Source organism: Salegentibacter tibetensis, from assembly GCF_020164485.1.
GTDB classification, from domain to species: domain Bacteria; phylum Bacteroidota; class Bacteroidia; order Flavobacteriales; family Flavobacteriaceae; genus Salegentibacter; species Salegentibacter tibetensis.
The window spans coordinates 1-19,658 of record NZ_JAIQZA010000024.1 but is presented as its reverse complement, the minus strand read 5'-3'; the positions used below and the strand labels follow the sequence as shown (position 1 = coordinate 19,658).

25 protein-coding genes are annotated in these 19,658 nt (G+C 33.7%); all 25 read right to left on the bottom strand.

Features of this window, described 5'->3' with window-relative positions; translation table 11 throughout:
* Nucleotides 1-27: 27 nt before the first annotated feature.
* The 25 genes from LB467_RS19200 to LB467_RS12665 all read right to left on the bottom strand — a co-directional run bounded on the left by LB467_RS19200 (nt 28) and on the right by LB467_RS12665 (nt 19,537).
* Nucleotides 28-162, bottom strand: coding sequence for a hypothetical protein (locus LB467_RS19200; protein WP_262901630.1), 135 nt, complete (start codon nt 160-162; stop codon nt 28-30).
* Between the two features lie 128 nt (nt 163-290).
* On the bottom strand, nt 291-713 hold the full coding sequence (locus LB467_RS12780) for a UPF0158 family protein (RefSeq protein WP_224474433.1): 423 nt from the start codon (nt 711-713) through the stop codon (nt 291-293).
* A gap of 142 nt (nt 714-855) precedes the next feature.
* On the bottom strand, nt 856-1,188 hold the full coding sequence (locus LB467_RS12775; RefSeq protein WP_224474432.1) for a helix-turn-helix domain-containing protein: 333 nt from the start codon (nt 1,186-1,188) through the stop codon (nt 856-858).
* 10 nt (nt 1,189-1,198) lie between these two features.
* Complete coding sequence (locus tag LB467_RS12770) at nt 1,199-1,531, bottom strand: type II toxin-antitoxin system RelE/ParE family toxin (RefSeq protein ID WP_224474431.1); 333 nt, start codon at nt 1,529-1,531, stop codon at nt 1,199-1,201.
* A gap of 770 nt (nt 1,532-2,301) precedes the next feature.
* Nucleotides 2,302-2,826 (bottom strand): hypothetical protein, encoded by a 525-nt coding sequence (locus tag LB467_RS12765; protein WP_224474430.1) that lies wholly within the window; start codon nt 2,824-2,826, stop codon nt 2,302-2,304.
* Nucleotides 2,827-3,004: 178 nt separating this feature from the next.
* Nucleotides 3,005-3,751 (bottom strand): hypothetical protein, encoded by a 747-nt coding sequence (locus LB467_RS12760; RefSeq protein WP_224474429.1) that lies wholly within the window; start codon nt 3,749-3,751, stop codon nt 3,005-3,007.
* Between the two features lie 161 nt (nt 3,752-3,912).
* Nucleotides 3,913-4,452: a hypothetical protein gene (locus LB467_RS12755; RefSeq protein WP_224474428.1), complete on the bottom strand. Its 540-nt coding sequence runs from the start codon at nt 4,450-4,452 to the stop codon at nt 3,913-3,915.
* A gap of 183 nt (nt 4,453-4,635) precedes the next feature.
* On the bottom strand, nt 4,636-5,112 hold the full coding sequence (locus tag LB467_RS12750; protein WP_224474427.1) for a hypothetical protein: 477 nt from the start codon (nt 5,110-5,112) through the stop codon (nt 4,636-4,638).
* 155 nt (nt 5,113-5,267) lie between these two features.
* Nucleotides 5,268-5,756 carry a hypothetical protein gene (locus tag LB467_RS12745; protein WP_224474426.1) on the bottom strand — a complete coding sequence of 163 codons (489 nt, stop codon included), beginning with the start codon at nt 5,754-5,756 and terminating at the stop codon, nt 5,268-5,270.
* 119 nt (nt 5,757-5,875) lie between these two features.
* Entirely contained in the window at nt 5,876-6,277 is a 402-nt protein-coding gene (locus tag LB467_RS12740; RefSeq protein WP_224474425.1) for a hypothetical protein, read from the bottom strand.
* Between the two features lie 325 nt (nt 6,278-6,602).
* Nucleotides 6,603-7,079 carry a hypothetical protein gene (locus LB467_RS12735; RefSeq protein WP_224474424.1) on the bottom strand — a complete coding sequence of 159 codons (477 nt, stop codon included), beginning with the start codon at nt 7,077-7,079 and terminating at the stop codon, nt 6,603-6,605.
* A 625-nt stretch (nt 7,080-7,704) separates the two neighbouring features.
* On the bottom strand, nt 7,705-8,229 hold the full coding sequence (locus tag LB467_RS12730; protein ID WP_224474423.1) for a hypothetical protein: 525 nt from the start codon (nt 8,227-8,229) through the stop codon (nt 7,705-7,707).
* A gap of 193 nt (nt 8,230-8,422) precedes the next feature.
* On the bottom strand, nt 8,423-8,917 hold the full coding sequence (locus LB467_RS12725) for a toxin-antitoxin system YwqK family antitoxin (protein WP_224474422.1): 495 nt from the start codon (nt 8,915-8,917) through the stop codon (nt 8,423-8,425).
* Nucleotides 8,918-9,089: 172 nt separating this feature from the next.
* The gene (locus tag LB467_RS12720) at nt 9,090-9,851 is read right to left on the bottom strand and encodes an RDD family protein (RefSeq protein ID WP_224474421.1); all 762 of its coding nucleotides are present in this window, start codon (nt 9,849-9,851) and stop codon (nt 9,090-9,092) included.
* Between the two features lie 851 nt (nt 9,852-10,702).
* Nucleotides 10,703-11,371: a hypothetical protein gene (locus LB467_RS12715; protein ID WP_224474420.1), complete on the bottom strand. Its 669-nt coding sequence runs from the start codon at nt 11,369-11,371 to the stop codon at nt 10,703-10,705.
* A 61-nt stretch (nt 11,372-11,432) separates the two neighbouring features.
* Nucleotides 11,433-12,410: a hypothetical protein gene (locus LB467_RS12710; RefSeq protein WP_224474419.1), complete on the bottom strand. Its 978-nt coding sequence runs from the start codon at nt 12,408-12,410 to the stop codon at nt 11,433-11,435.
* Nucleotides 12,382-13,041 (bottom strand): hypothetical protein, encoded by a 660-nt coding sequence (locus tag LB467_RS12705; RefSeq protein WP_224474418.1) that lies wholly within the window; start codon nt 13,039-13,041, stop codon nt 12,382-12,384. Before LB467_RS12705 ends, LB467_RS12710 begins: the two co-directional genes overlap by 29 nt.
* A 576-nt stretch (nt 13,042-13,617) precedes the next feature.
* Nucleotides 13,618-14,670, bottom strand: coding sequence for a TlpA disulfide reductase family protein (locus LB467_RS12700; protein ID WP_224474417.1), 1,053 nt, complete (start codon nt 14,668-14,670; stop codon nt 13,618-13,620).
* A 156-nt stretch (nt 14,671-14,826) separates the two neighbouring features.
* A complete protein-coding gene (locus tag LB467_RS12695) occupies nt 14,827-15,288 on the bottom strand; it encodes a hypothetical protein (RefSeq protein WP_224474416.1) in 462 nt (153 codons plus the stop codon).
* A 186-nt stretch (nt 15,289-15,474) separates the two neighbouring features.
* Nucleotides 15,475-15,780 carry a hypothetical protein gene (locus LB467_RS12690; RefSeq protein ID WP_224474415.1) on the bottom strand — a complete coding sequence of 102 codons (306 nt, stop codon included), beginning with the start codon at nt 15,778-15,780 and terminating at the stop codon, nt 15,475-15,477.
* 18 nt (nt 15,781-15,798) lie between these two features.
* Complete coding sequence (locus tag LB467_RS12685; protein ID WP_224474414.1) at nt 15,799-16,587, bottom strand: hypothetical protein; 789 nt, start codon at nt 16,585-16,587, stop codon at nt 15,799-15,801.
* A 189-nt stretch (nt 16,588-16,776) separates the two neighbouring features.
* On the bottom strand, nt 16,777-17,199 hold the full coding sequence (locus LB467_RS12680; RefSeq protein ID WP_224474413.1) for a UPF0158 family protein: 423 nt from the start codon (nt 17,197-17,199) through the stop codon (nt 16,777-16,779).
* Between the two features lie 126 nt (nt 17,200-17,325).
* Nucleotides 17,326-17,952, bottom strand: coding sequence for a hypothetical protein (locus tag LB467_RS12675; RefSeq protein WP_224474412.1), 627 nt, complete (start codon nt 17,950-17,952; stop codon nt 17,326-17,328).
* A 155-nt stretch (nt 17,953-18,107) separates the two neighbouring features.
* The gene (locus LB467_RS12670) at nt 18,108-18,725 is read right to left on the bottom strand and encodes a hypothetical protein (protein WP_224474411.1); all 618 of its coding nucleotides are present in this window, start codon (nt 18,723-18,725) and stop codon (nt 18,108-18,110) included.
* Nucleotides 18,726-18,994: 269 nt separating this feature from the next.
* On the bottom strand, nt 18,995-19,537 hold the full coding sequence (locus LB467_RS12665; RefSeq protein WP_224474410.1) for an outer membrane beta-barrel protein: 543 nt from the start codon (nt 19,535-19,537) through the stop codon (nt 18,995-18,997).
* Nucleotides 19,538-19,658 lie beyond the last annotated feature (121 nt).

The window sequence follows — 19,658 nt, the reverse complement described above, 5'->3', positions numbered from 1 at the left end:
ATCAGTTTTCCATTTTTGATAACTTGTTCACTCATTTCCAACATTATTTTTTGCTCTAGTCAATTCGACTATTTCTGATTTTGAAGAACCCGAAGAAATTAGTTTATTAAGTGCTACTAAAAAGTCAATCAATCCGTTACGTATATTATCTACTGTTGCCATTTTCTTTGAATTTTATTATTAAATATCCGAAAATTTGCTCTTTTTCCCTGATGTTACCTAATAAGTACAGAGTTTCGAATTGAGACAGATTTAGCATTGTTTTTATATAATGTTAGCCGATGGCTTTTTTACTCGTCCACGCGGTCAGATATTTGTTCTCTTACCCATTCAACATTTCTTTCTTGTCGGTAGTCAAACCATTCCTGCCTGAAATCCGATTCGTGGATCAGATAATTGAAATTCCTAAAAGGTTTCGGTCGGTTTAAAGCAGCAAGTAATTTTTTTTCAAATCCGTCCGCTTCGAGCTGGTCGGCAAAAGATTCCATTACAGCGTAAGATTGCGTGGAATGCATTGGTTCGATTCGAATGTAATCGCCCCAATTATTCTCGAGTTTATCAATTACATCTTGCCAGGGATTTTCCTCATCCACAAAAAAGTCCATTTCTGCCGGATGATATTCAAAATCACCTGTCATAGTATTTAGAAAACAAAGTTGTCCGCACAGAAGGAGTTCTGCCATTTCTCGAATATTTGCTTCTTTGACTTTCATTTTTTTTTAGCTATTGGCTAATAAAAACTGTGCGAACTGGCGTGCGTGATTGTCCGCAGGACAATCCGCTGAGCAAGCGAGCACGGAGTTTCGAATTGAAACAGGTTTGAGCATTGTTTTTATACAATTTTGCCAGTAGTGCTTATACTACCTTAAACTCCGATTCGTTCATTTCCACGCTAAACCTAACGTTTGCCTTCAATGCACTGAATACTTTTAAAATTGTTTCGATAGTTACGTTTTTAGTATTTCGTTCCAATTTAGAGATCTGGGATTTTTGAACTCCGATTAATTCTCCAAGTTGTTCTTGGGTTAAATTCCGTTCTTTTCGAACAGACTTTATCATATCCCCAAGGACTTCCATTCGCAAATCAAATTCGTATTTGTCCCTTTCGGGTGTTCCAACTTTTCCAATGTCCTTGTCCTTCATTTGATCAAGGGTCATCATTTTCATTTTTTTATCTATTGTTGCCATAATTTCAAATTTATTCGTCAAAATATTCAGCTCTTATTTTCAATGCTTTCTCAATTTCTGATTTTGGAACCTTACTTACTTTTTTAACCATTCCGTGTGTGGATAACACTAGCGTTTCGGCTTGATCAGTTTTATCCCAAAAAGCAAAGAGTCTGTATTGAATTCCTTGATAAAGTGTCCGAAACTCCCAAATGTCGTCTGTCAATTTTTTAAACAGTTTTGGATCATTTTCTAATTTCGCTTTATCCAAATTGTAATATATTTTCTTTTTTGCTTTAGTATCCAATTTAGACATAAAGTCAATTGCTTGTTCAAGAAAGACTACCTCAAATTTTGGTTTCATTCAGTTTATTTGTCAATATACTTTAGCAAAGATAATCAATAAGTTGAGTTATATGGAAACATTTATTGGTTTTGTTCGCATTACTGGCAACGTCTCGTATAAAAACTGTGCGAGCGGGCGAGCGTGATTGTCCGCAGGACAATCCGCTAAGCAAGCGAGCACGATATTTCGATTCAAGACAGGTTTGAGCATTGTTTTTATATACTGTTGGCAACTGGCTTTTTCACAGTTTTAATCTGATAAATTGTTAATTATCATTACAATGAAGCATATTAAATACAGACCTAATGAATATTTACTGATTTTTTTAATAAAATTGAGTTTCTGAAAATATTCTTTTGGTAAATTAGATTCCTGTTTTAACTTTTGTATTGTATCATTAGTGTTTCTAAAATATTTTGTATTAATCCTTTTAGATTGATAATATAAACTAATCTGCCAGTAACCGTGCGTTATTAGAAATATTCCTAGTAAAATATAAGAGACAATTTCCAACATTTTTCCTTATGTTTATTGAGCCCTAACACAGATTTCCTTTTCAATTCCATACAACCACATTTGGATTTTCAATCCGCATCCCAGTCAGAACTATTTAAAAAATCATTATTCAGGTCCGTTTTTTAGCTTGTTGCCAACGTCTCGTATAAAAACTGTGCGAGCGGGCGTGGGTGATTGTCCGCAGGACAATCCGCTAAGCAAGCGAGCACGATGTTCCGATTTAAGACTGATTTAAGCATTGTTTTTATATGTTGTTGTAGCCAGTTTTTTCTTTATAATTCTGTTGTAGGTTTCCCATTCATAAATAGAAAATCTTTAAAAGTAAATCGTTCCACTTTATCTGAATTTAAGTCTATATCATAAATTACATTGGTGGTTGTAATTCCCGAAAGTTGAGCAGTTTCTCCTAAACGTTGTAAATAATCAATTTTCCCTTTCATATAATTATCAATAACGAATTTGTAGTAATTATCTTGGGGAAATGGATATTCTCTTTTCAAGATTATCATTCGAGGATTTTTTTCGGTGTTTTCGAAATAATAATATTCATATTGATCGACATCATAAATCACTCCCGAAAATTCTTTACTATTCCAGTCAAGTTTAGGCGAGTACTGAAAAATAATGTGATCACTCGTCCCGTGCATTTTCTCAAATTCATTTAATACCAATTTGTAGGGATTGAAATTAACACCTGCTTCTTTTTCAAATTTTGAAACCTGTTCGTAAAATTTCGGTGCTTTACAACTTGATAAAGTAAGGGTCAATATTAAAGAAAGGAGAATATTAGTTTTCATTATTTTCGAAGTCAGATGAAAATTTGTCTTTTAAATTGGCTACAACGTCTCGTATAAAAACTGTGCGAGCTGGCGTGCCTGGTTGTCCGCAGGACAATCAGGCGTTGCAAGCGAGCACGGAATTTCGATTCAAGACAAATTGAGCATTGTTTTTATATGCTGTTGTATGCCGTTTTTATTATCTCAAATTCGGAAATGGTAAACGATATCTAACCGAAAATTTCTTTCCGTTTATTTCAACTGCTTGTTTTTCTTTCAATTTTGAGATAAGATTTATAAAATTTTCAAAATGTTCTTTTGATAAAAATAAACTATACAGCGATTCACTTCTTTTAACTGTTGATTCGCTTTCTAAATCAGGCCAATTTTCTGGCCATTCTTGAGGTTCTTCAGGAGAATGACTATAGTCTGTCAACATTATTTCTATGTTATCAGGCATCCAATCCTTTGCGCCTTTCCCTTTAAATTTTTTAATATTATCATAAACAGTGATAAAGTCTTCCGGTGTCTTTTTTCGTGCTTCACTTCTCTTTTCCTCCAGGCTGCCATAAACACTAATTTCACGTAGTGTGTCAAAGTTTAGAAGTAATATATTTGTTGGTTGGTCAGTCGAGCTGGATGCTTCTATAAAATCAGGTTGCTTCATTAAAGTGTCCGTTATACCGAATGATTTAATTATTTTTTGAGTTGTTTCTCTGTCATTCGTAACTTCAAAGTATTTCCATTTCTTATTAACTACTTTTTTATAAATGATTTGACCGTTTTCGTAAAGTGCAAACGTTGGGACGTCCGAGCCTATTACCATAAGCCAGGGATCGGTCTCAATTAAAACCACGATTGGTTGTCCATATTTTTCATTCCACTCTTGTCCGAAAGAAAAGTTTGTTAAAGTAAGTAGTAAAAATCCGATAATATAGTTTCTCATTGTTCAGTATTAAATGGCATACAACGTCCCGTATAAAAACTGTGCGAGCCGGCGAGCTTGATTGTCCGCAGGACAATCAGGCGTTGCAAAGGAGCACGAACTTTTGATTCGAGACCAATTAAGCATTGTTTTTATATAGTGTTGCCAACAGTATTTTCTAATTACTGCGGGTTAATTACTATCAGTTCTTTGGTCAGTTTAACCTCTTTTGTTTCAACAACAGTGTTCTGAGTAGTGTCTATACTTTTCAAGATTCTAATATCTTCTATAGCACCGTGAAAAACCTTCCTTTTATCGGATTCGTTTTCGTTAGGTTTATATTGAAATTTAAACTCAAATTTTCCATTGCCGATGGTATCTTCCTGAATCCAGTGATTTTCATCCTCCTTAATAGCTTCAAGATTTAATACCTCATTGCGGTCATTAATTACATAATGGAAGAATATATATCTACTACTAATAACCGAATCTTCGGACTTTTCTAAAGCAGTATTATAATGAACATTCCCTGTTGCAATTTCACCCCGACGGATAGTATCATTTAATTTAAATCCAAGAATTTCAATTTTTTCATTGGATATTTTTTCCTTCTTCTTTTCTCCTAAAGCATTCTGCCTGCTATTTGAATTTTCACAGGAAAAAAGAAATATTAAAAAAAGACATATTATCGTCCAAGGCGGAAACTTTATGTTTAATTTCATTTGGTTGGTTTATATTGTTGGCAACGTCTCGTATAAAAACTGTGCGAGCTGGCGAGCGTGATTGTCCGTAGGACAATCCGCTTAGCAAGCGAGCAAGGAGTTTCGATTTGAGACAGATTTGAGCATTGTTTTTATATACTGTTGCCCACAGTATTATTACTTGGTAGATTAATCTTGTAGAAGCTATTTAAACATTTCGGAATACTCTTCAGTAAAGCCGAATTTTTTCTCTCCTAGGTAAAGTAATTCATCCTCAATTTTTTTCTTTAATTGTTCGTAGTTTCGATGGTAAAATGCTGAAACACCTATTAACCTTTTACTTTCATTTACAATAAATATATATTCATATTTTCCTGCACCTCCAGTTTGCTTTGTTATATAATACCCTTTAAGTTCTGATATTTGGTATTTATTTAGTTTTCCTAATCCAAAGTATTTACGCACTTCGAAAACGTCAGATTGTAAACGAACCTTATGAGCTTTTGTCCGGAATTCAGTCAACCAAAAAAATATTACAAAAACTAACCCGAATAATAGAAAAAAAAGATTGTCCATGTCATCATAAGGATAACTTAGAACTATTGGAATCATCACGAAGAAAGTTATCAAAAAGCATAAGATAACTGGGAAATCTGAAAATTTTGAAGAAATATTTTTCATTTTATTTTTTTTTATATTGTGGGCAACGTCTCGTATAACCGCAGTTACGGGTTATTTTGTTTTAATTTTCAGTTTGGCACAGACTTTAGCAATTCCGAGTGGATTCGGAAGTAGTCGAATCCGCCGTAATTGCGGTTATACATTGTTAGCACCAGTTATTTTTCATAAAATTCGGATATTATTTCTGAAAAATCAACTTTAGATTTATTCGAGGCAGAGAAATTGCCCCCAAAGGCTCCATCATCACCATATTCATCTTTTAGAGTGTATTTAACAGTATTAATATTACTATTCTTTAATTTTTTCAGATCATCATTTGTTAAATAATATATTGCTAAAGCTATTTTATCTACATAATCAAAAATTTTCTCTCTTGATGTTGTAATTACATCTCCATTATCTAAATAAATTATCAATTTTCCGCTAAAACCAACATTCTCTGTTTTAGTACTGAGGGCAAGAATTTTATTTTCTTTATCCTTAGCGAACTTTATATTAAGTTCATTAATAAAAAATTTGTCAGAATTAGGTTTTAAGACATAATCTTGAGTACAAGGGAAACTTTTTTCTCCAATGAAAAATAAATTCTGTCCATTCATAGAGAAGGTTAATAACATTAAAAATATTGTAATTCTATTTTTCATATTTTGTATGTTTAATTGGTGCTAACGTCTCGTATAAAAACTGTGCGAGCTGGCGAGCGTAATTGTCCGCAGGACAATCCGCTAAGCAAGCGAACACGGAGTTTCGATTTGAGACTGATTTAAGCATTGTTTTTATATGTTGTTGGCTGTGGTTTTTTTGATTCAACCGTTTTCCTGAAAAGAAAAAGAAGAGAAAAAGCTGCCAGCATCAAAATTAGAGAAATCACAAGTGATGTCGGAGCTCTTTTCTCTCTTAGTACTTCTCCCGAGTTTAAAAAAACAGTATCAGTTTGGGTAATACCATAAACAGGTAAATTCCCATTATTAAATCTATGTTTCTCTTTTTCTTTTGGAATTTGAATTTGAACTTCTTCACCTATTTGGATTGCATTGATAAAATTATTTTTATCGAAAAGCCATAATTCGTCCGCTGCGATCTGATAAATATCAGGAGAATTTTCCAGTTTAAGTGCGTAATATTTTAAATCATACCTAATTCCGCTATTATAATTTTCAAACACATAATTTTCCAGCTTTCCCGAGAAAGAGATTAAATCATTATTTTCAACTACAGTATCTTGCCAATAATGTTGGTACAGAAAAAAGATGGAAATCAGAAAGCAGGCAATCATCCCGAATTTTATTTTTCCCCTATTTAATCCGCTTTCTTTCATATTATTATGTATGCTTTCTGAATCTTACTCTAATTACAGCCAACGTCTCGTATAAAAACTGTGCGAGCGGGCGAGCGTGATTGTCCGCAGGACAATCCGCTAAGCAAGCGAGCAGGGAATTTCGATTCGAGACAGTTTGAGCATTGTTTTTATATGTTGTTGTGCAACGTATTTACTTGAAATTAATCTCGTGCTTACCCTGATTTGTCACTAATAATTTATCCTCCTGCAATTTAAATTCCCACCAGGCAGGAGAGTAATTATCAAAGGCTTCCTCTTCATTTTGAAAATCATCTAAGACTTTATCATCCTTCTTCGTCGAAATTTCAATTAAATTCTCATTACATCTGGAATCGACATTATAGAAAGCTACGAGCTTGTTTTTTATAAATGTAAAACCATCTAAGTCCGTCCGATAAAAATAACTCGTGTTAACTGTCAGAAAGCATTGTCCGCCTCTCTCCGAAAAAGAAACTTCATAAATCGGTGGATCGAATAAATTTTTACTGCTGTCCGATACTTCTTCCTGATATGAGTCGATGATCAGTTGTATCTTTTCTTCTAAACGATCATCCATTTTAACTTCGTCTGGATTGGCACAACCTAATATCACAGAAAAGCAACAAATTAGAGCAAATGTTTTCTTCATAAATGTTATTCCTGAATTATATGTTGCACAACGTAGATCTAACTGCTGTAGTCGCATTTTTGCGGCTATTGCAGTTAGATGGTGTTGTCTGCTGTTTATCTTATCTGCCAGGATCAGGTTAACAGGGACTGTTGATTGAAGCGCAACAATAAAAATACTTCTTTTAAGGTCCGTGCCCCGTTTACATTGTGTTTAGAAGTAGATCTAAACATCCGTGGAATAAGGGACGGGCTTTTCAAATTGTCTGTATAGCTAAAGGAAAAATTAAGGGAGTTGACCCATAGACTATTTCCAAAACTTCAACTACCTTAACCACAAGTATTAGTAACGTGATAACGTTTGGATAGTTAAAAAACTCTCCACGATCTCATCGCTAAATACTTGGGGACGCTACCAAAAAGTATGTCCTTCTCTTTCCTTTAGCTATACCTCCGAAAATCAGCCCAGGATCCTCAAAAGATGACCGTGCGCTACCAGCAATAGGATACAACGTCTCGTATAAAAACTGTGCGAGCTGGAGAGCGTGATTGTCCGCAGGACAATCCGCTAAGCAAGCGAGCAGGAAGTTTAGATTCAAGAATGATTTAAGCATTGTTTTTATATGTTGTTGTAGCCAGTTTTTTCTTTATAATTCTGTTGTAGGTTTCCCATTCATAAATAGAAAATCTTTAAAAGTAAATCGTTCCACTTTATCTGAATTTAAGTCAATATCATAAATTACATTGGTGGTTGTAATTCCCGAAAGTTGAGCAGTTTCTCCTAAACGTTGTAAATAATCAATTTTCCCTTTCATATAATTATCAATAACGAATTTGTAGTAATTATCTTGGGGAAATGGATATTCTCTTTTCAAGATTATCATTCGAGGATTTTTTTCCGTGTTTTCGAAATAATAATATTCATTTTGATCGACATCATAAATCACTCCCGAAAATTCTTTACTATTCCATTCAGATTTAGGCGAGTACTGAAAAATAATGTGATCACTCGTCCGGTGTATTTTTTCAAATTCATTTAATACCAATTTGTAGGGATTGAAATTAACACCTGCTTCTTTTTCGAATTTTGAAACCTGTTCATAAAATTTCGGTGCTTTACAACTTGATAAAGTAAGGGTCAATATTAAAGAAAGGAGAATATTAGTTTTCATTATTTTCGAAGTCACATGAAAATTTGTCTTTTAAATTGGCTACAACGTCCCGTATAAAAACTGTGCGATTGCCAGCAATGATTTTCCGCAGGAAAATCAGGCGCACCAAACAGGTACGAGGTTTCGATTTGGCACAGGTTTTAGCATTGTTTTTATATATTGTTGCAAACTGTACTTTTTTTGAAGTGCATTCTCAATCAACCAATTCACCATTTTTATATTGGAGAACATCCGTTAAGTTGCCATCTATATCATAAAATTTGACTGTTCCACTTCCGTCCTGAATCGTACCTTTATCCAACTTATTTCCTGCTCCATCAGAGGTTGAAATAACTTCCTTAAGTCTGCCATCCTTCCAAGTTCTCACAGTATAAAGTTCCCCATTTTCGTGGTACCAAATCCATTTTCCTTGCCTTTCCCCCTTGTCTAAAATACCCACTCCCTGTCTGTTGCCATTCTCGTGAAAAAATTTCCATTCCCTGTCTTGTTTACCCTCCTCGAAATGTCCGACTTGCCAAAGATTCCCGTTGGAATGATAATATTTCCATTCTCCCACTTTTTGTCCGTCAACCGTCTTTCCCTGGCTCTTCAAACTGCCGTCATCATAAAATTGTTTTGGGATATTGCACGATTGAAAAAGAATTAAGAGGAAAAATGTTGAAAATACAGATTTTACTTTATAATTCATTTTAATAAATTTCACTAATGGGATTTTTTGTATTGTTTGCAACGTCTCGTATAAAAACTGTGCGAGCTGGCGAGCCTGATTGTCCGCAGGACAATCCGCTGAGGAAGCGAGCGCAGAGTTTGGATTCGAGACAGGTTTAAGCATTGTTTTTATATATTGTTAGCACCAGTATTTATTTGTCCAATTCTATCAATTTCCATTCTTCATTCGGTTCTTTTGTCAAATAAGTTTTAACATTTAGGTCCTTTTCATTTCCGATGACTTTAATTTCCAAATTGGCTTCTCCGTAATCACTTTTAATACTAACACCACCAGTTGGAAACATTCCGTATTCTTTTATCCCGCCGACTTCGTTTATAATTTCTTGATTTTGTTCAATTTCACTAATTGCTGTTTTGTAGGCGTCAGAACTTTTCATTGAAGCAAAAACAAAAACAAAAATGAATGTAAAATAAGCTACTCCAATACCGACTAATGTTAAAACTCTGGGTAAGACACTTAGCTTTTTCGGATTCTTTAAGACAGCAGTTTTTGCAATTTTATCGCCAAGTCTTTTCTTTTCTTGACTAACCGCAAGTACAAAAAATTCAATTGGCCAGATAATTATCAATAGATTCCGAATAAAAAGTCTGCCAACAGATGGAATTTCTGTGTGAATATTTTCATCACGAACCATAATTCCCATAATCCACTTCCCTGGGCTGATACCTTTTATAGAATCTTTAGCAAAATATAGTATAAAGCCAATTAGCATTGTAGGGAGAATTTTGACTAACACGTTACTGGCATTATCCTCATCAAGAAAACCTTTTCCGAGCGACATAAATGAAATCGCAACTAGCAGGAAAGTCATTGTGAAGTGGTCAATTAGAATTGCAACAATTCTTCTTTTTCTACTTGATAATATAAGTCTGTCTTCGAAATTTTGTGTCATTAGGATTATTGGTTGATATTGGTGCTAACGTCTCATATAAAAACTGTGCGAGCTGGCGTGCGTGATTGTCCGCAGGACAATCCGCTAAGCAAGCGAGCGCAGAGTTTCGATTAAGGACTGATTTAAGCATTGTTTTTATATGTTGTTGTAAAACGTTTTAATTCACTCTAACAAATTTTCCGGAATGAGATATTACGTGCAAATTTACTCGTAATGTAAAATTAATTGTATCACTTTTACAACCTGTTATTTCATAATATGGCTGTCCGTGTGATGTTAATGCTTTTTGAAATTCGGTTAGAGAATCCGTTTGTTTTTCCAAGGACTTTAATCGAAAAGAATTTTTCCCAAGTTGCTCAATTCTAAACTTATTTTTTGAGTCCGAATTAATCTCGGTCAGAATTTGTCCGTCCACCTCAAATTCGAACTGGGGATGATTCGTAAATTCCTCATCATAAACAACTTTGTATCTGCCGTCCTTTAAATCGCATTTGAAATCAGAGCAATTAAATCCGAAAAAAAATAATATTGATATGTAGATTAGGTTCTTCATAATTCTGACTAACGTCAAATTTAGTTTTTATTGAAACAATCCTTTTAATGGTCGGCTCTTACCAACTTTCAAGGCCTATTTTTTAAGAAAAGGTTCCAGAAATTTGACGTTAGCCTGAGAAATTAATGGAGTTTCTTCATGTGGGGAATGTTTTACAACGTCCCGTATAAAAACAGTGCTTGCTGGTGAGCTAGATTGTCCGCAGGACAATCAGGCGTTGCAAGCGAGCAGGGATTTTCGATATAAGACCAAATTTAGCATTGTTTTTATACGCTGTTAGCCTTTGTTTTTCCTTTATTTAGGCAACTTTAATCCCATTATTTTTTAAAATCAGAGCGTTTTCTAGAGTCAGGCAATTTTGAATATGAGTAGAAAGTTTACAGTATGCTGTTGTAAAGTCAAAGGTTTCATTTTGAAAATCATTGAATATTGAGGAAATATCAGAATGATCAAAATCCCTATCTAAAAAAACAAGTGGATATTTGAAGAAAGAGATGTAAGCATTATACGGAATTGTCAATTTACCTTTCCCTTGCCCAAAATTTTTGTATGACGTTATAACTTTTCTGAATTCATTTTCTAACTCATTACAAAAGTCCAAAAATGAACCCATTAGCAACCCTTTATGATCTAAATAACCGTCAATTTCTGAAACAAAAGTTTGCGTACTTACTCTGATCAAATGATTACCTAAATCAAATTGACTGTTCAATTGTTTCAAACGTGGTTGAAGGAATTTTAATTGGTTTTCTATTTCATCTGAATACAATTTATTGAGTTTCATTTCGTCAAAATTAAAACGACTTATTTTAGCTTCCATATATTTTAATTGCATTCTGTGAATGGAATATGTATAGGAAAAGATATTAAACCTTAGAAAATCATTTATTTTATAATTTTCTTCCAGTAAAAAATCTTCACATTCTTTTGAAGCAAATTTGGTTATTTCTATAAATTCTCTTTCCATAAATAAATTTGTTAAAGTGTAAATTAATTGTTTTTGATTATAATGCTTCTATACGTTTTTCTTACTCTATGGCTACTGGAATTGCACTTATAGCATCTCTTAAGTCACAATTTAAAATTAGAAAATCATCGGTTGTTGAGTAAAATTTGTCGTGTTTTTTGTCAGCTGTAGCATAAATTATAAATCTGAATTCTTTCTCTTCCTCGAATCTTTGTGGCTTGTAAAACCAGAAGTTGGAATTTACTTGTTTTACTTCTTGAGATTTTATAAACTCGGAAAAAGTTTCACACTCTTGAACCATACATTTATCATTGTTACCGTAGATTACATTTTGACGTTTACCGCTTAAGTAATACAGATCACGATTATCTTTTTCGAGCCTATTCTCTCCATCGTTATTTAAGGAATGAAATTTTAAATCGTTTACAAGCGCCTTTTGAATTGCATTTTCAAATTTTTTATAATCAGTTATGAAGTAATAACATTCACAATTAAAGTAGGATTTGAACTTCTCAATTTCGCTTAAATCCCTAACTAAAGATGAGCAAAAAACCCAACTATTAAATTCGTACGAATGGTCTATGATATTGACGTAAAAATCATCAATAAAATGACCTTTATGATCCAAGGGTAATTCTTCAATTTTTTCCTTGAAAGTTTCACGTAATGTATTACAAGGTTTTTTAACTCTTAGATTTAAGCCTTTTTGACCTTCTTTTTCATCTCGCCGAAGTCGATCCTCAATTTTTCTATAGTGATGAAATGTTCCTATTTTTATCGATGTTGACTCTAGATTATCGAAGTCCGGAAGATATTCGCAGTCTATAAACTTTATTAAATACTTCAAATTTTTCAATATTGATTTTAAATAAAGGCTAACGTCCCGTATAAAAACTGTGCGAGCTGGCGCGCGTGGATTGTCCGTAGGACAATCCGTTAAGCGAGAGAGCGAAGTTTTTCGATTTGGGACTGGTTTAAGCATTGTTTTTATATAATGTTGGGCATAGTTTTTATGAAGTGTAAAGTTTGAATATTTCATACTCTTTTTGCCCTTCAATATTTACACTTACGAGATAATAGCCTTCTTTCTTAGCAATAATTTTATAATTCAATTTATCACCAGGAAAGCTGAAATTTGATCTGGTCAGATTATTACTATCAATGAAGGTCAGTTGGAATTCTTTGTCAGACATCCATTCTAAACTCAGTTTAGAAAAAGTTTCATCTGAAAAATGATCTACCCAATATCCATCTTTGATCTCGACTTTTGTAATATTCCCATCGACTTCTTTATATGAAAACTTTTCTTGTTTTTTGAAGTCAGATAACTCTCTGATTGTAATTTCGGATTCTGGTTCTGTTTTTTGAAAAGTTACCTCGTCTTTTGGAGGGTACATTTGATTTAATATCGCTCTAAATGCAGGACAGTTTCTTTGAAATCGGAAATAGACTTGGTTGAAAACTTTATCAATTTTCTCTGGAGAAATATTTCCCAAATAAGGATAGAAGGTTTCTTCAAATACCATCTCAACTTTCAAACTATCATTTTCGACTTCTTGAAGCTTTAAAAGATCACACATTCTAAACGAAAGTGAATCGATTTCTCGGTGAGTTTGGGCTTTTCCAAAGAAAGAAATTGCAAAAATCAAAAACGTAAATATTTTTTTCATAAGTTTTTTTCAAATTATGCCCAACGTCTCGTATAAAAACTGTGCTGCTTACAGGCAATGATTTTTCCGTAGGAAAAACTAGGCGTAGCAAAAACACGCATAGTTTCGATTTGAGACTAAATTAAAGCATTGTTTTTATATGTTGTTGTGAGACGTCTTCAAATCCGAAAGCCGAACCATCCAAATTCCCCAAAAAAAAGCGCCACTTACGGCTGAGTGAGTATTCTAACACGTAGCTTTTTTTCTTCCTGATAAAAACTACAATTGCCGGCTAACTATCTTTTTTTAAAGTTCTTACAAGCCAATGCAAAAATGACTGAAAATAGATTTTAAAAATAAATAGCCATCGCAGATTTAACCGGTCAGTTGCCAATTAAACGACCAAAGATTGAAAAACAAAAATCACCGGCTTTCTCTATTTTCAATCTATTCCCTAAAAATCCTCTCGATGACTCACAACGTCTCGTATAAAAACAGTGCGAGCGGGCGAGCTTGATTGTCCGCAGGACATTCAGCTAAGCAAGCGAGCAAGGAGTTTCGATTCAAGACAGATTGGAGCATTATTTTTATATATTGTTACCTGCTGGCTTTTTCTTTCACAATTCTTCTAATATCGGAAGTATTAGGATTGATTTTAATTATCCTACCATTTTGGTCAATAAGAAAACTATAGGGTATGGCTACAATACCCAATTCCTTATAAATATTGAGATTCTGATCTATTAAATTTGTCCAATAAAGACTATCTTTTTCTATTGCCTTTAGCCATCTTTCTTTATTTTCATCTATCGAAATACTGACTATTTCGAAGTCATTGTTTTTCAATTCCTTTTTCAGTCTAACTAATTTTGGATTTGTTTTTCTGCACGGTACACACCAAGAAGCCCAAAAATCTACGAGTGTATACGCTGTATAAGTTGAATTAATATCGACTTGATTGTTTTCTTGATCGGGGAGTTTGAAGTCTAAAAATGGTTTTCCCACTCCAAAAGGTGATAGATTGACTATAGCTCTTTTTATTAGTGATAGATCGGACTTTTCCATTCTTGTTGTGTCAAGCTTAGAATATAGGTCAATAAGTTGTTTTTGGGAAAATATTGGATTCATTACTGCATTACCAGCTAAAATTCCTCCACTGAAAGGATGACTTCTATTTCCTTCTATTAAAACACTAAGTTTTTTGTACAACAGATTTGGAAAACTATCCTTATTCTTATTGGTCTGATAAAAGAGAGAATAATCCTCTCGAATTCTTTCGGAATATGAACCTTGAATGTCCTTAATTTGCAAGTATTGGTCAGAATTCCCACTTGAATCTGGAATCTTTTTAATGGCTGTTTGAAGGATAATTTTACTATTTTCAATATAAAAATCGGCTTCACCTTTACCTCTTTTTAAACTCAAGGAAGCTGAAACGGTGTCATCTACTTTTCCTTGAAATTTAAAAGTACGATCTTTAACTCGTGAACTGTCAATTACATCTCCGTACATTAAATATATATAACCATTATACTTGTCATCTAAATTTCCAGAAATTGTATAGGCTTCTACTTTGTCAGATTCTTTCTTTGAATTTTCTTGACAGGATGTAATAATGAGGAGCAAAATTAAAGTCAAAGATTTTTTCATAATATTTAATTTTCAGCTTGCAGGTAACGTCTCATATAAAAACTGTGCGAGCTGGCGAGCGTGATTGTCCGCAGGACAATCCGCTATGCAAGCGAGCTGGAAGTTTTGATTCAAGACAGGTTTAAGCATTGTTTTTATATGTTGTTGGCAAACGTTTTATTCCTCGCAAATTTTATTTATCCACTGTTTTGTCCACGTTTCCAACTCTTTTTTATCCATATTAAAGGCAGCAAAAGGAACTACACTTCCGTCCATAGTTCTACTCCCTGAACATTGACTTGAAATATATGTTTCTTCATTTTGTAAATTAACTTCAGTCAAATAAAGAAGATAAATGCCATTTTTTGAAGGGTAAAATGCGCAGCTGTTTGCATCATACTTAGGGTTATCAGTATAATCGCCTTTAATATTTTTTGATACGGAGTTCCCTTTTAAAGTCTGTTGAATCTTAATATTATATCCGTTTTTGTCAACAGCAGTAATTTCGCCTATAATCAACAAATCAGAATTTTCTAAACTAATAGAATCGAGTTTTTGAATACTCATTTCAGGGCATTCACAAGAAAACCCTTGAAAAGTTGTGAAAATCAAGATGGTTAAAATCAGATATTTTTTCATTACAACTGAAAATTTAGTTTATAAATTTTTCTCTTTTCGATTACAAGAAGTTATTCTAATGTTTGCCAACGTCTCGTATAAAAACTGTGCGAGCTGGCGTGCGCGATTGTCCGCAGGATAATTAGCGCAGCAAGCGAGCAGGAAACTTCGATTCGAAACAGGTTTAAGCATTGTTTTTATACGTTGTTAGCGGTTCGGGCTTATTTTCCCTTCAAATTCAGAAGGATTAATTTTTCTGAATTCTTTAAACCTCCTCAATGCATTAATAAAGGCACTATGGCTTTTTTTTCCAAATTTCTCTTCACTGCCCGAAGTGTCATATTTTATTACATAATCATCAATTTGCTCCGAAAGTTGTTTTATAGATATATTTTCTCTTTCACAAATTTTATTAACTCGTTTTATGTAATCATAAACGGTCGATGGGTTTCCTGAAGGAGTATATTCACTATAACCTTTTTGAATTAGATATTTCTTGAAATTTTCTAACATTCCTTGCTATGAGTTTGGTTAATCAATGGTTATTTCAATTTTTTTTAATCCCGTAACCATATCTCTATCGCTCAAGAAAATTTCTGCCGAATTAACTAAAGCTTCTTCGGTTATCTCTAAATCAACATATTTTTTTAATGGTTCGGCTGGAACCATAAAAGCTAAAAATTCTGGCTTTGTGTTTAATGTATTATCGTCCGAAAAATCTTTGCTTCCATAGGTGCAACTTATAACGAAATACTCAATTTTAGTGTCTGAAAAATGTTTGGCAAATTCTTTTAATGAAGGTAAAATGTAAGAAGTTATGACTTTGGTTGCTCTCTGTTTAGAAGATAGTTCAAGTGTATTGTAGGTGTGTTTGATATAAACACTGGAAATAATTAGAGTTATTGATTTATCATTATATACAGCAAAGTTTATTGGTAGCTCCGTATTTTCATTATAAAGGAAACTTCCTGATATATCATTAATAAAGTCAAGCTCATTAAAAAAAGCTTTTAAATTACTTTTGTATTCCTTAATCAAACTAAATTCATTAATCCGCCCTTTAACTTTATCCTCTTCTGAAGGATTTGATAAAAATCTATCAATATCTTGAACTACATATTTCGGCGACTTTGGGAAGTAATTTTCATCCGCGGGATTAAACCTATAAAGGTCCCAACTAGTTCTGCTAAATTGTTCGTAATTAAGTCGGTTTTTAACAGTCATTAAATACAGGCTGTCAGATTTTTCTTGGGAAAAAGTATTATCAATAACGAGTGTGGAAAATATAATTATCAGAATGAATAAGTTTTTATTTTTCATATCTTTTTTTGTTAAGTTATTGAACTCAGTTCGTTTTTTTTGCCTGACCGCTAACGTCTCGTATAAAAACCGTGCGAGCTGGCGCGCGTGATTGTCCGCAGGACAATCCGCTAAGCAGACGAGCACGGAATTTCGAATTGAGACTGATTTGAGCATTGTTTTTATATGTTGTTAGCCAATGGCTTTTTTTTATTCATCAACTCGGTCAGATATTTGTTCTCTTACCCACTCAACATTTCTTTCTTGTCGGAAGTCAAACCATTCCTGCCTGAAATCCGATTCGTGGATCAGATAATTGAAATTCCTAAAAGGTTTTGGTCGGTTTAGAGCAGCAAGTAATTTTTTTCCAAATCCGTCCGCTTCGAGCTGGTCGGCAAAAGATTCCATTACAGCATAAGATTGCGTGGAATGCATTGGCTCAATTCGAATGTAATCATCCCAATTATTCTCGAGTTTATCTATTACTTCTTGCCAGGGATTTTCCTCATCCGCAAAAAAGTCCATTTCTGCAGGATGATATTCAAAATCACCTGTCTTAGTATTTAGAAAACAAAGTTGTCCGCATAGAATTAGTTCTGCCATTTCTCGAATATTTGCTTCCTTTACTTTCATTTTTTCAGCTATTGGCTAACGTCTCGTATAAAAACTGTGCGAGCTGGCGTGCGTGATTGTCCGCAGGACAATTCGCTAAGCAAGCGAGCGCTATTTTTCGATTTGAGATTGTTTAAAGCATTGTTTTTATATGTTGTTACCCAACGTTATCTTTGATTCTACTGATTTGAAAAAAGCTCTTTCCATAACTTCTTTTTCTTGATCGGAATTGTAATTTATTGAAGCACTAAAAACTTTGTTATCAATTAAGGTATTGTAAAGATCTTGATTGATAATTAATTCGCCTGTGGAAGCATTACGAACCTCAATTTGTATTTTATTAAAAACTAAGTTTCCGATCTTCATTTCTGATGTTTGTAATGTATGTTGTGTATTCTCCAAACTTGAGTAGGTCCGATCAATAGATTTAACTATTGCTTCTTGTAAATCCGGAAAAGTAAGATTTGTATTATTCATAGAAGTTACTGAAGAACTAAAAAAGTTGTCTTGACCTTTTCGAAACGTGATTAAGTTTAAATCAGTAGGTACGTTTTTAAAACCATCTGGAGTTTTAAAAATCTCATCTCTTAAATCGGTACTTTTTTCCAGTTTTTCGTAAGTATCTACAGTATATTCTTCAGGGATTTCAATATTCCAGTCAAGTTCACGAGAATAATAGGTACTGTCAATTATTTCACCAGAGGATATGATTCTCTTTTCGTTGGAATTACATCCAACTATAACAAACATTAGTAATAGTAAAATTGGTTTCATCAAATGTTGGGTAACGTCTCGTATAAAAACTGTGCGAGCTGGCGGGCGTGATTGTCCGTAGGACAATCCGCTAAGCAAGCGAGCACGGACTTTCGATTCAAGACTGATTAAGCATTGTTTTTATATGGTGTTAGCACATGTTTTTATTTATGGGACTAAGAGTTGCAATTCAATTTGGGAGCATCATAATAACCTATGGCAATATTAGTAATGACTTTTTTATAATTCGTTAGGTCATTTTCACAAAAGTAGTAGTCGGCTCCTTTTTTTGCATCATCCGTGGACATATCAGGAAATTTTAACCAACCTCCGGCATCATCTTGTAGTATATTGTATTTTTCAAACACCGCCAAGGTTTCTTCTGTAAGGGGGTAGTCATTATCCCACCAATAGAAAAGTTTACCATCTTTTTCTACGTAACGGGATGGCAAATAACCTTTGCTGCCCACTTTGGTACTGTCAGTCAACAGCATTTTATTATAAGTTCCTATAATATTTACAGTTTTTATTCCTACGTACGGCTTGCCTTTAATCCAAGCACTATTCCCGTCCGATATTTTGTGTAAACTCATTCTATATAAAGTATCGTCAAAGGATACGGAAAACACGGAATCTTTTTTAAAAAGTCTCGTGGAATTTGAAAAATCCAGAATTGCATTGTGAATAAATTCTTCCCGTCCTCCATCTTGTACTAAATTATCTTTAAAAGTAACACAACCTTTTAGTGAAACTAATGCTATAACTCCTAATAGAAATTTCAATATTTTATTCATAAACAGTTGATTCTTTTTAATTCCGCTCTTTAAATATGTGCTAACGTCCCGTATAAAAACTGTGCGAGCTGGCGGGCGTGATTGTCCGAAGGACAATCCGCTGAGCAAACGATCACAGAGTTTCGATTCAAGAACAAATTAAGCATTGTTTTTATACACTGTTGGGCACTGTGCTTACTACGCTTGTTGAATTTCGATTATTTCAACCATTATTAATGTCCGAATACTAGAATATCCAATAATCTGCGTATGTGTCATTATGAAGCCTATTATAATTTTTCTAAATGCACCTGGATTCCAAACCCCAACAGCAAGGTGTGGTTCCCTACGTAAGTGTTGTTTGATGTTGAATTAAAATAAATTAGAGATGCCTCAAAAGCCACACTATTGTTTAAAAATATTGCAACACCACCCTTAGCGGAAAATTCTCTAGAATTATTCTCATTTATAAGGCTAAATCGATAAGAACTTTCTAAAAATGGATTAACCATTTTGTCTATATTCAGTAAATAATATCTTGCAAAAGGGGATATCAGAAAGCGGTCAAACTTGGAGGTTCCTGAGTCGCTTTTATAACGAGAAAGAGTATATTCAGCTCTCGTACCTAAAGCTAATTTATCCCAAAAAAAGTAACCCACATTTGGAGTCAAGTTTATGGTGAATGATTGGGAATCAACTGTAGATTCAGGTTTGGTTTTAGAATAAGAAAATGCAACATCCCCGCCAACCAGCCAATTGTTTTTGGTTATTTGTGCGTTAGTGGGCATCGAAAAAGCAAGTGCCAATAAGAAAAATAAAGTGTTTATTTTCATATGTGTTTTATTTTATTTTTAATCAATTAGGGCCAAAACTCTCCCGTAGGGCTTACTGCTCTATGACCGGTTTCCACTATTTAAAGTGTGCTATAGGCCCAATTATAATGGTGATCTATAT

What these genes read in the sequence shown, in the direction of transcription:
- LB467_RS12715 (WP_224474420.1), bottom strand. Translation starts at nt 11,371, where the DNA reads ATGGAAAGAGAATTTATAGAAATAACCAAATTTGCTTCAAAAGAATGT.
- LB467_RS12765 (WP_224474430.1), bottom strand. Translation starts at nt 2,826, where the DNA reads ATGAAAACTAATATTCTCCTTTCTTTAATATTGACCCTTACTTTATCA.
- LB467_RS12775 (WP_224474432.1), bottom strand. Translation starts at nt 1,188, where the DNA reads ATGGCAACAATAGATAAAAAAATGAAAATGATGACCCTTGATCAAATG.
- LB467_RS12705 (WP_224474418.1), bottom strand. Translation starts at nt 13,041, where the DNA reads ATGAAAAAAATATTTACGTTTTTGATTTTTGCAATTTCTTTCTTTGGA.
- LB467_RS12685 (WP_224474414.1), bottom strand. Translation starts at nt 16,587, where the DNA reads ATGAAAAATAAAAACTTATTCATTCTGATAATTATATTTTCCACACTC.
- LB467_RS12695 (WP_224474416.1), bottom strand. Translation starts at nt 15,288, where the DNA reads ATGAAAAAATATCTGATTTTAACCATCTTGATTTTCACAACTTTTCAA.
- LB467_RS19200 (WP_262901630.1), bottom strand. Translation starts at nt 162, where the DNA reads ATGGCAACAGTAGATAATATACGTAACGGATTGATTGACTTTTTAGTA.
- LB467_RS12665 (WP_224474410.1), bottom strand. Translation starts at nt 19,537, where the DNA reads ATGAAAATAAACACTTTATTTTTCTTATTGGCACTTGCTTTTTCGATG.
- LB467_RS12760 (WP_224474429.1), bottom strand. Translation starts at nt 3,751, where the DNA reads ATGAGAAACTATATTATCGGATTTTTACTACTTACTTTAACAAACTTT.
- LB467_RS12675 (WP_224474412.1), bottom strand. Translation starts at nt 17,952, where the DNA reads ATGAAACCAATTTTACTATTACTAATGTTTGTTATAGTTGGATGTAAT.
- LB467_RS12720 (WP_224474421.1), bottom strand. Translation starts at nt 9,851, where the DNA reads ATGACACAAAATTTCGAAGACAGACTTATATTATCAAGTAGAAAAAGA.
- LB467_RS12770 (WP_224474431.1), bottom strand. Translation starts at nt 1,531, where the DNA reads ATGAAACCAAAATTTGAGGTAGTCTTTCTTGAACAAGCAATTGACTTT.
- LB467_RS12745 (WP_224474426.1), bottom strand. Translation starts at nt 5,756, where the DNA reads ATGAAAAATAGAATTACAATATTTTTAATGTTATTAACCTTCTCTATG.
- LB467_RS12730 (WP_224474423.1), bottom strand. Translation starts at nt 8,229, where the DNA reads ATGAAAACTAATATTCTCCTTTCTTTAATATTGACCCTTACTTTATCA.
- LB467_RS12750 (WP_224474427.1), bottom strand. Translation starts at nt 5,112, where the DNA reads ATGAAAAATATTTCTTCAAAATTTTCAGATTTCCCAGTTATCTTATGC.
- LB467_RS12670 (WP_224474411.1), bottom strand. Translation starts at nt 18,725, where the DNA reads ATGAATAAAATATTGAAATTTCTATTAGGAGTTATAGCATTAGTTTCA.
- LB467_RS12755 (WP_224474428.1), bottom strand. Translation starts at nt 4,452, where the DNA reads ATGAAATTAAACATAAAGTTTCCGCCTTGGACGATAATATGTCTTTTT.
- LB467_RS12690 (WP_224474415.1), bottom strand. Translation starts at nt 15,780, where the DNA reads ATGTTAGAAAATTTCAAGAAATATCTAATTCAAAAAGGTTATAGTGAA.
- LB467_RS12680 (WP_224474413.1), bottom strand. Translation starts at nt 17,199, where the DNA reads ATGAAAGTAAAGGAAGCAAATATTCGAGAAATGGCAGAACTAATTCTA.
- LB467_RS12710 (WP_224474419.1), bottom strand. Translation starts at nt 12,410, where the DNA reads ATGAAATATTCAAACTTTACACTTCATAAAAACTATGCCCAACATTAT.
- LB467_RS12735 (WP_224474424.1), bottom strand. Translation starts at nt 7,079, where the DNA reads ATGAAGAAAACATTTGCTCTAATTTGTTGCTTTTCTGTGATATTAGGT.
- LB467_RS12780 (WP_224474433.1), bottom strand. Translation starts at nt 713, where the DNA reads ATGAAAGTCAAAGAAGCAAATATTCGAGAAATGGCAGAACTCCTTCTG.
- LB467_RS12700 (WP_224474417.1), bottom strand. Translation starts at nt 14,670, where the DNA reads ATGAAAAAATCTTTGACTTTAATTTTGCTCCTCATTATTACATCCTGT.
- LB467_RS12725 (WP_224474422.1), bottom strand. Translation starts at nt 8,917, where the DNA reads ATGAATTATAAAGTAAAATCTGTATTTTCAACATTTTTCCTCTTAATT.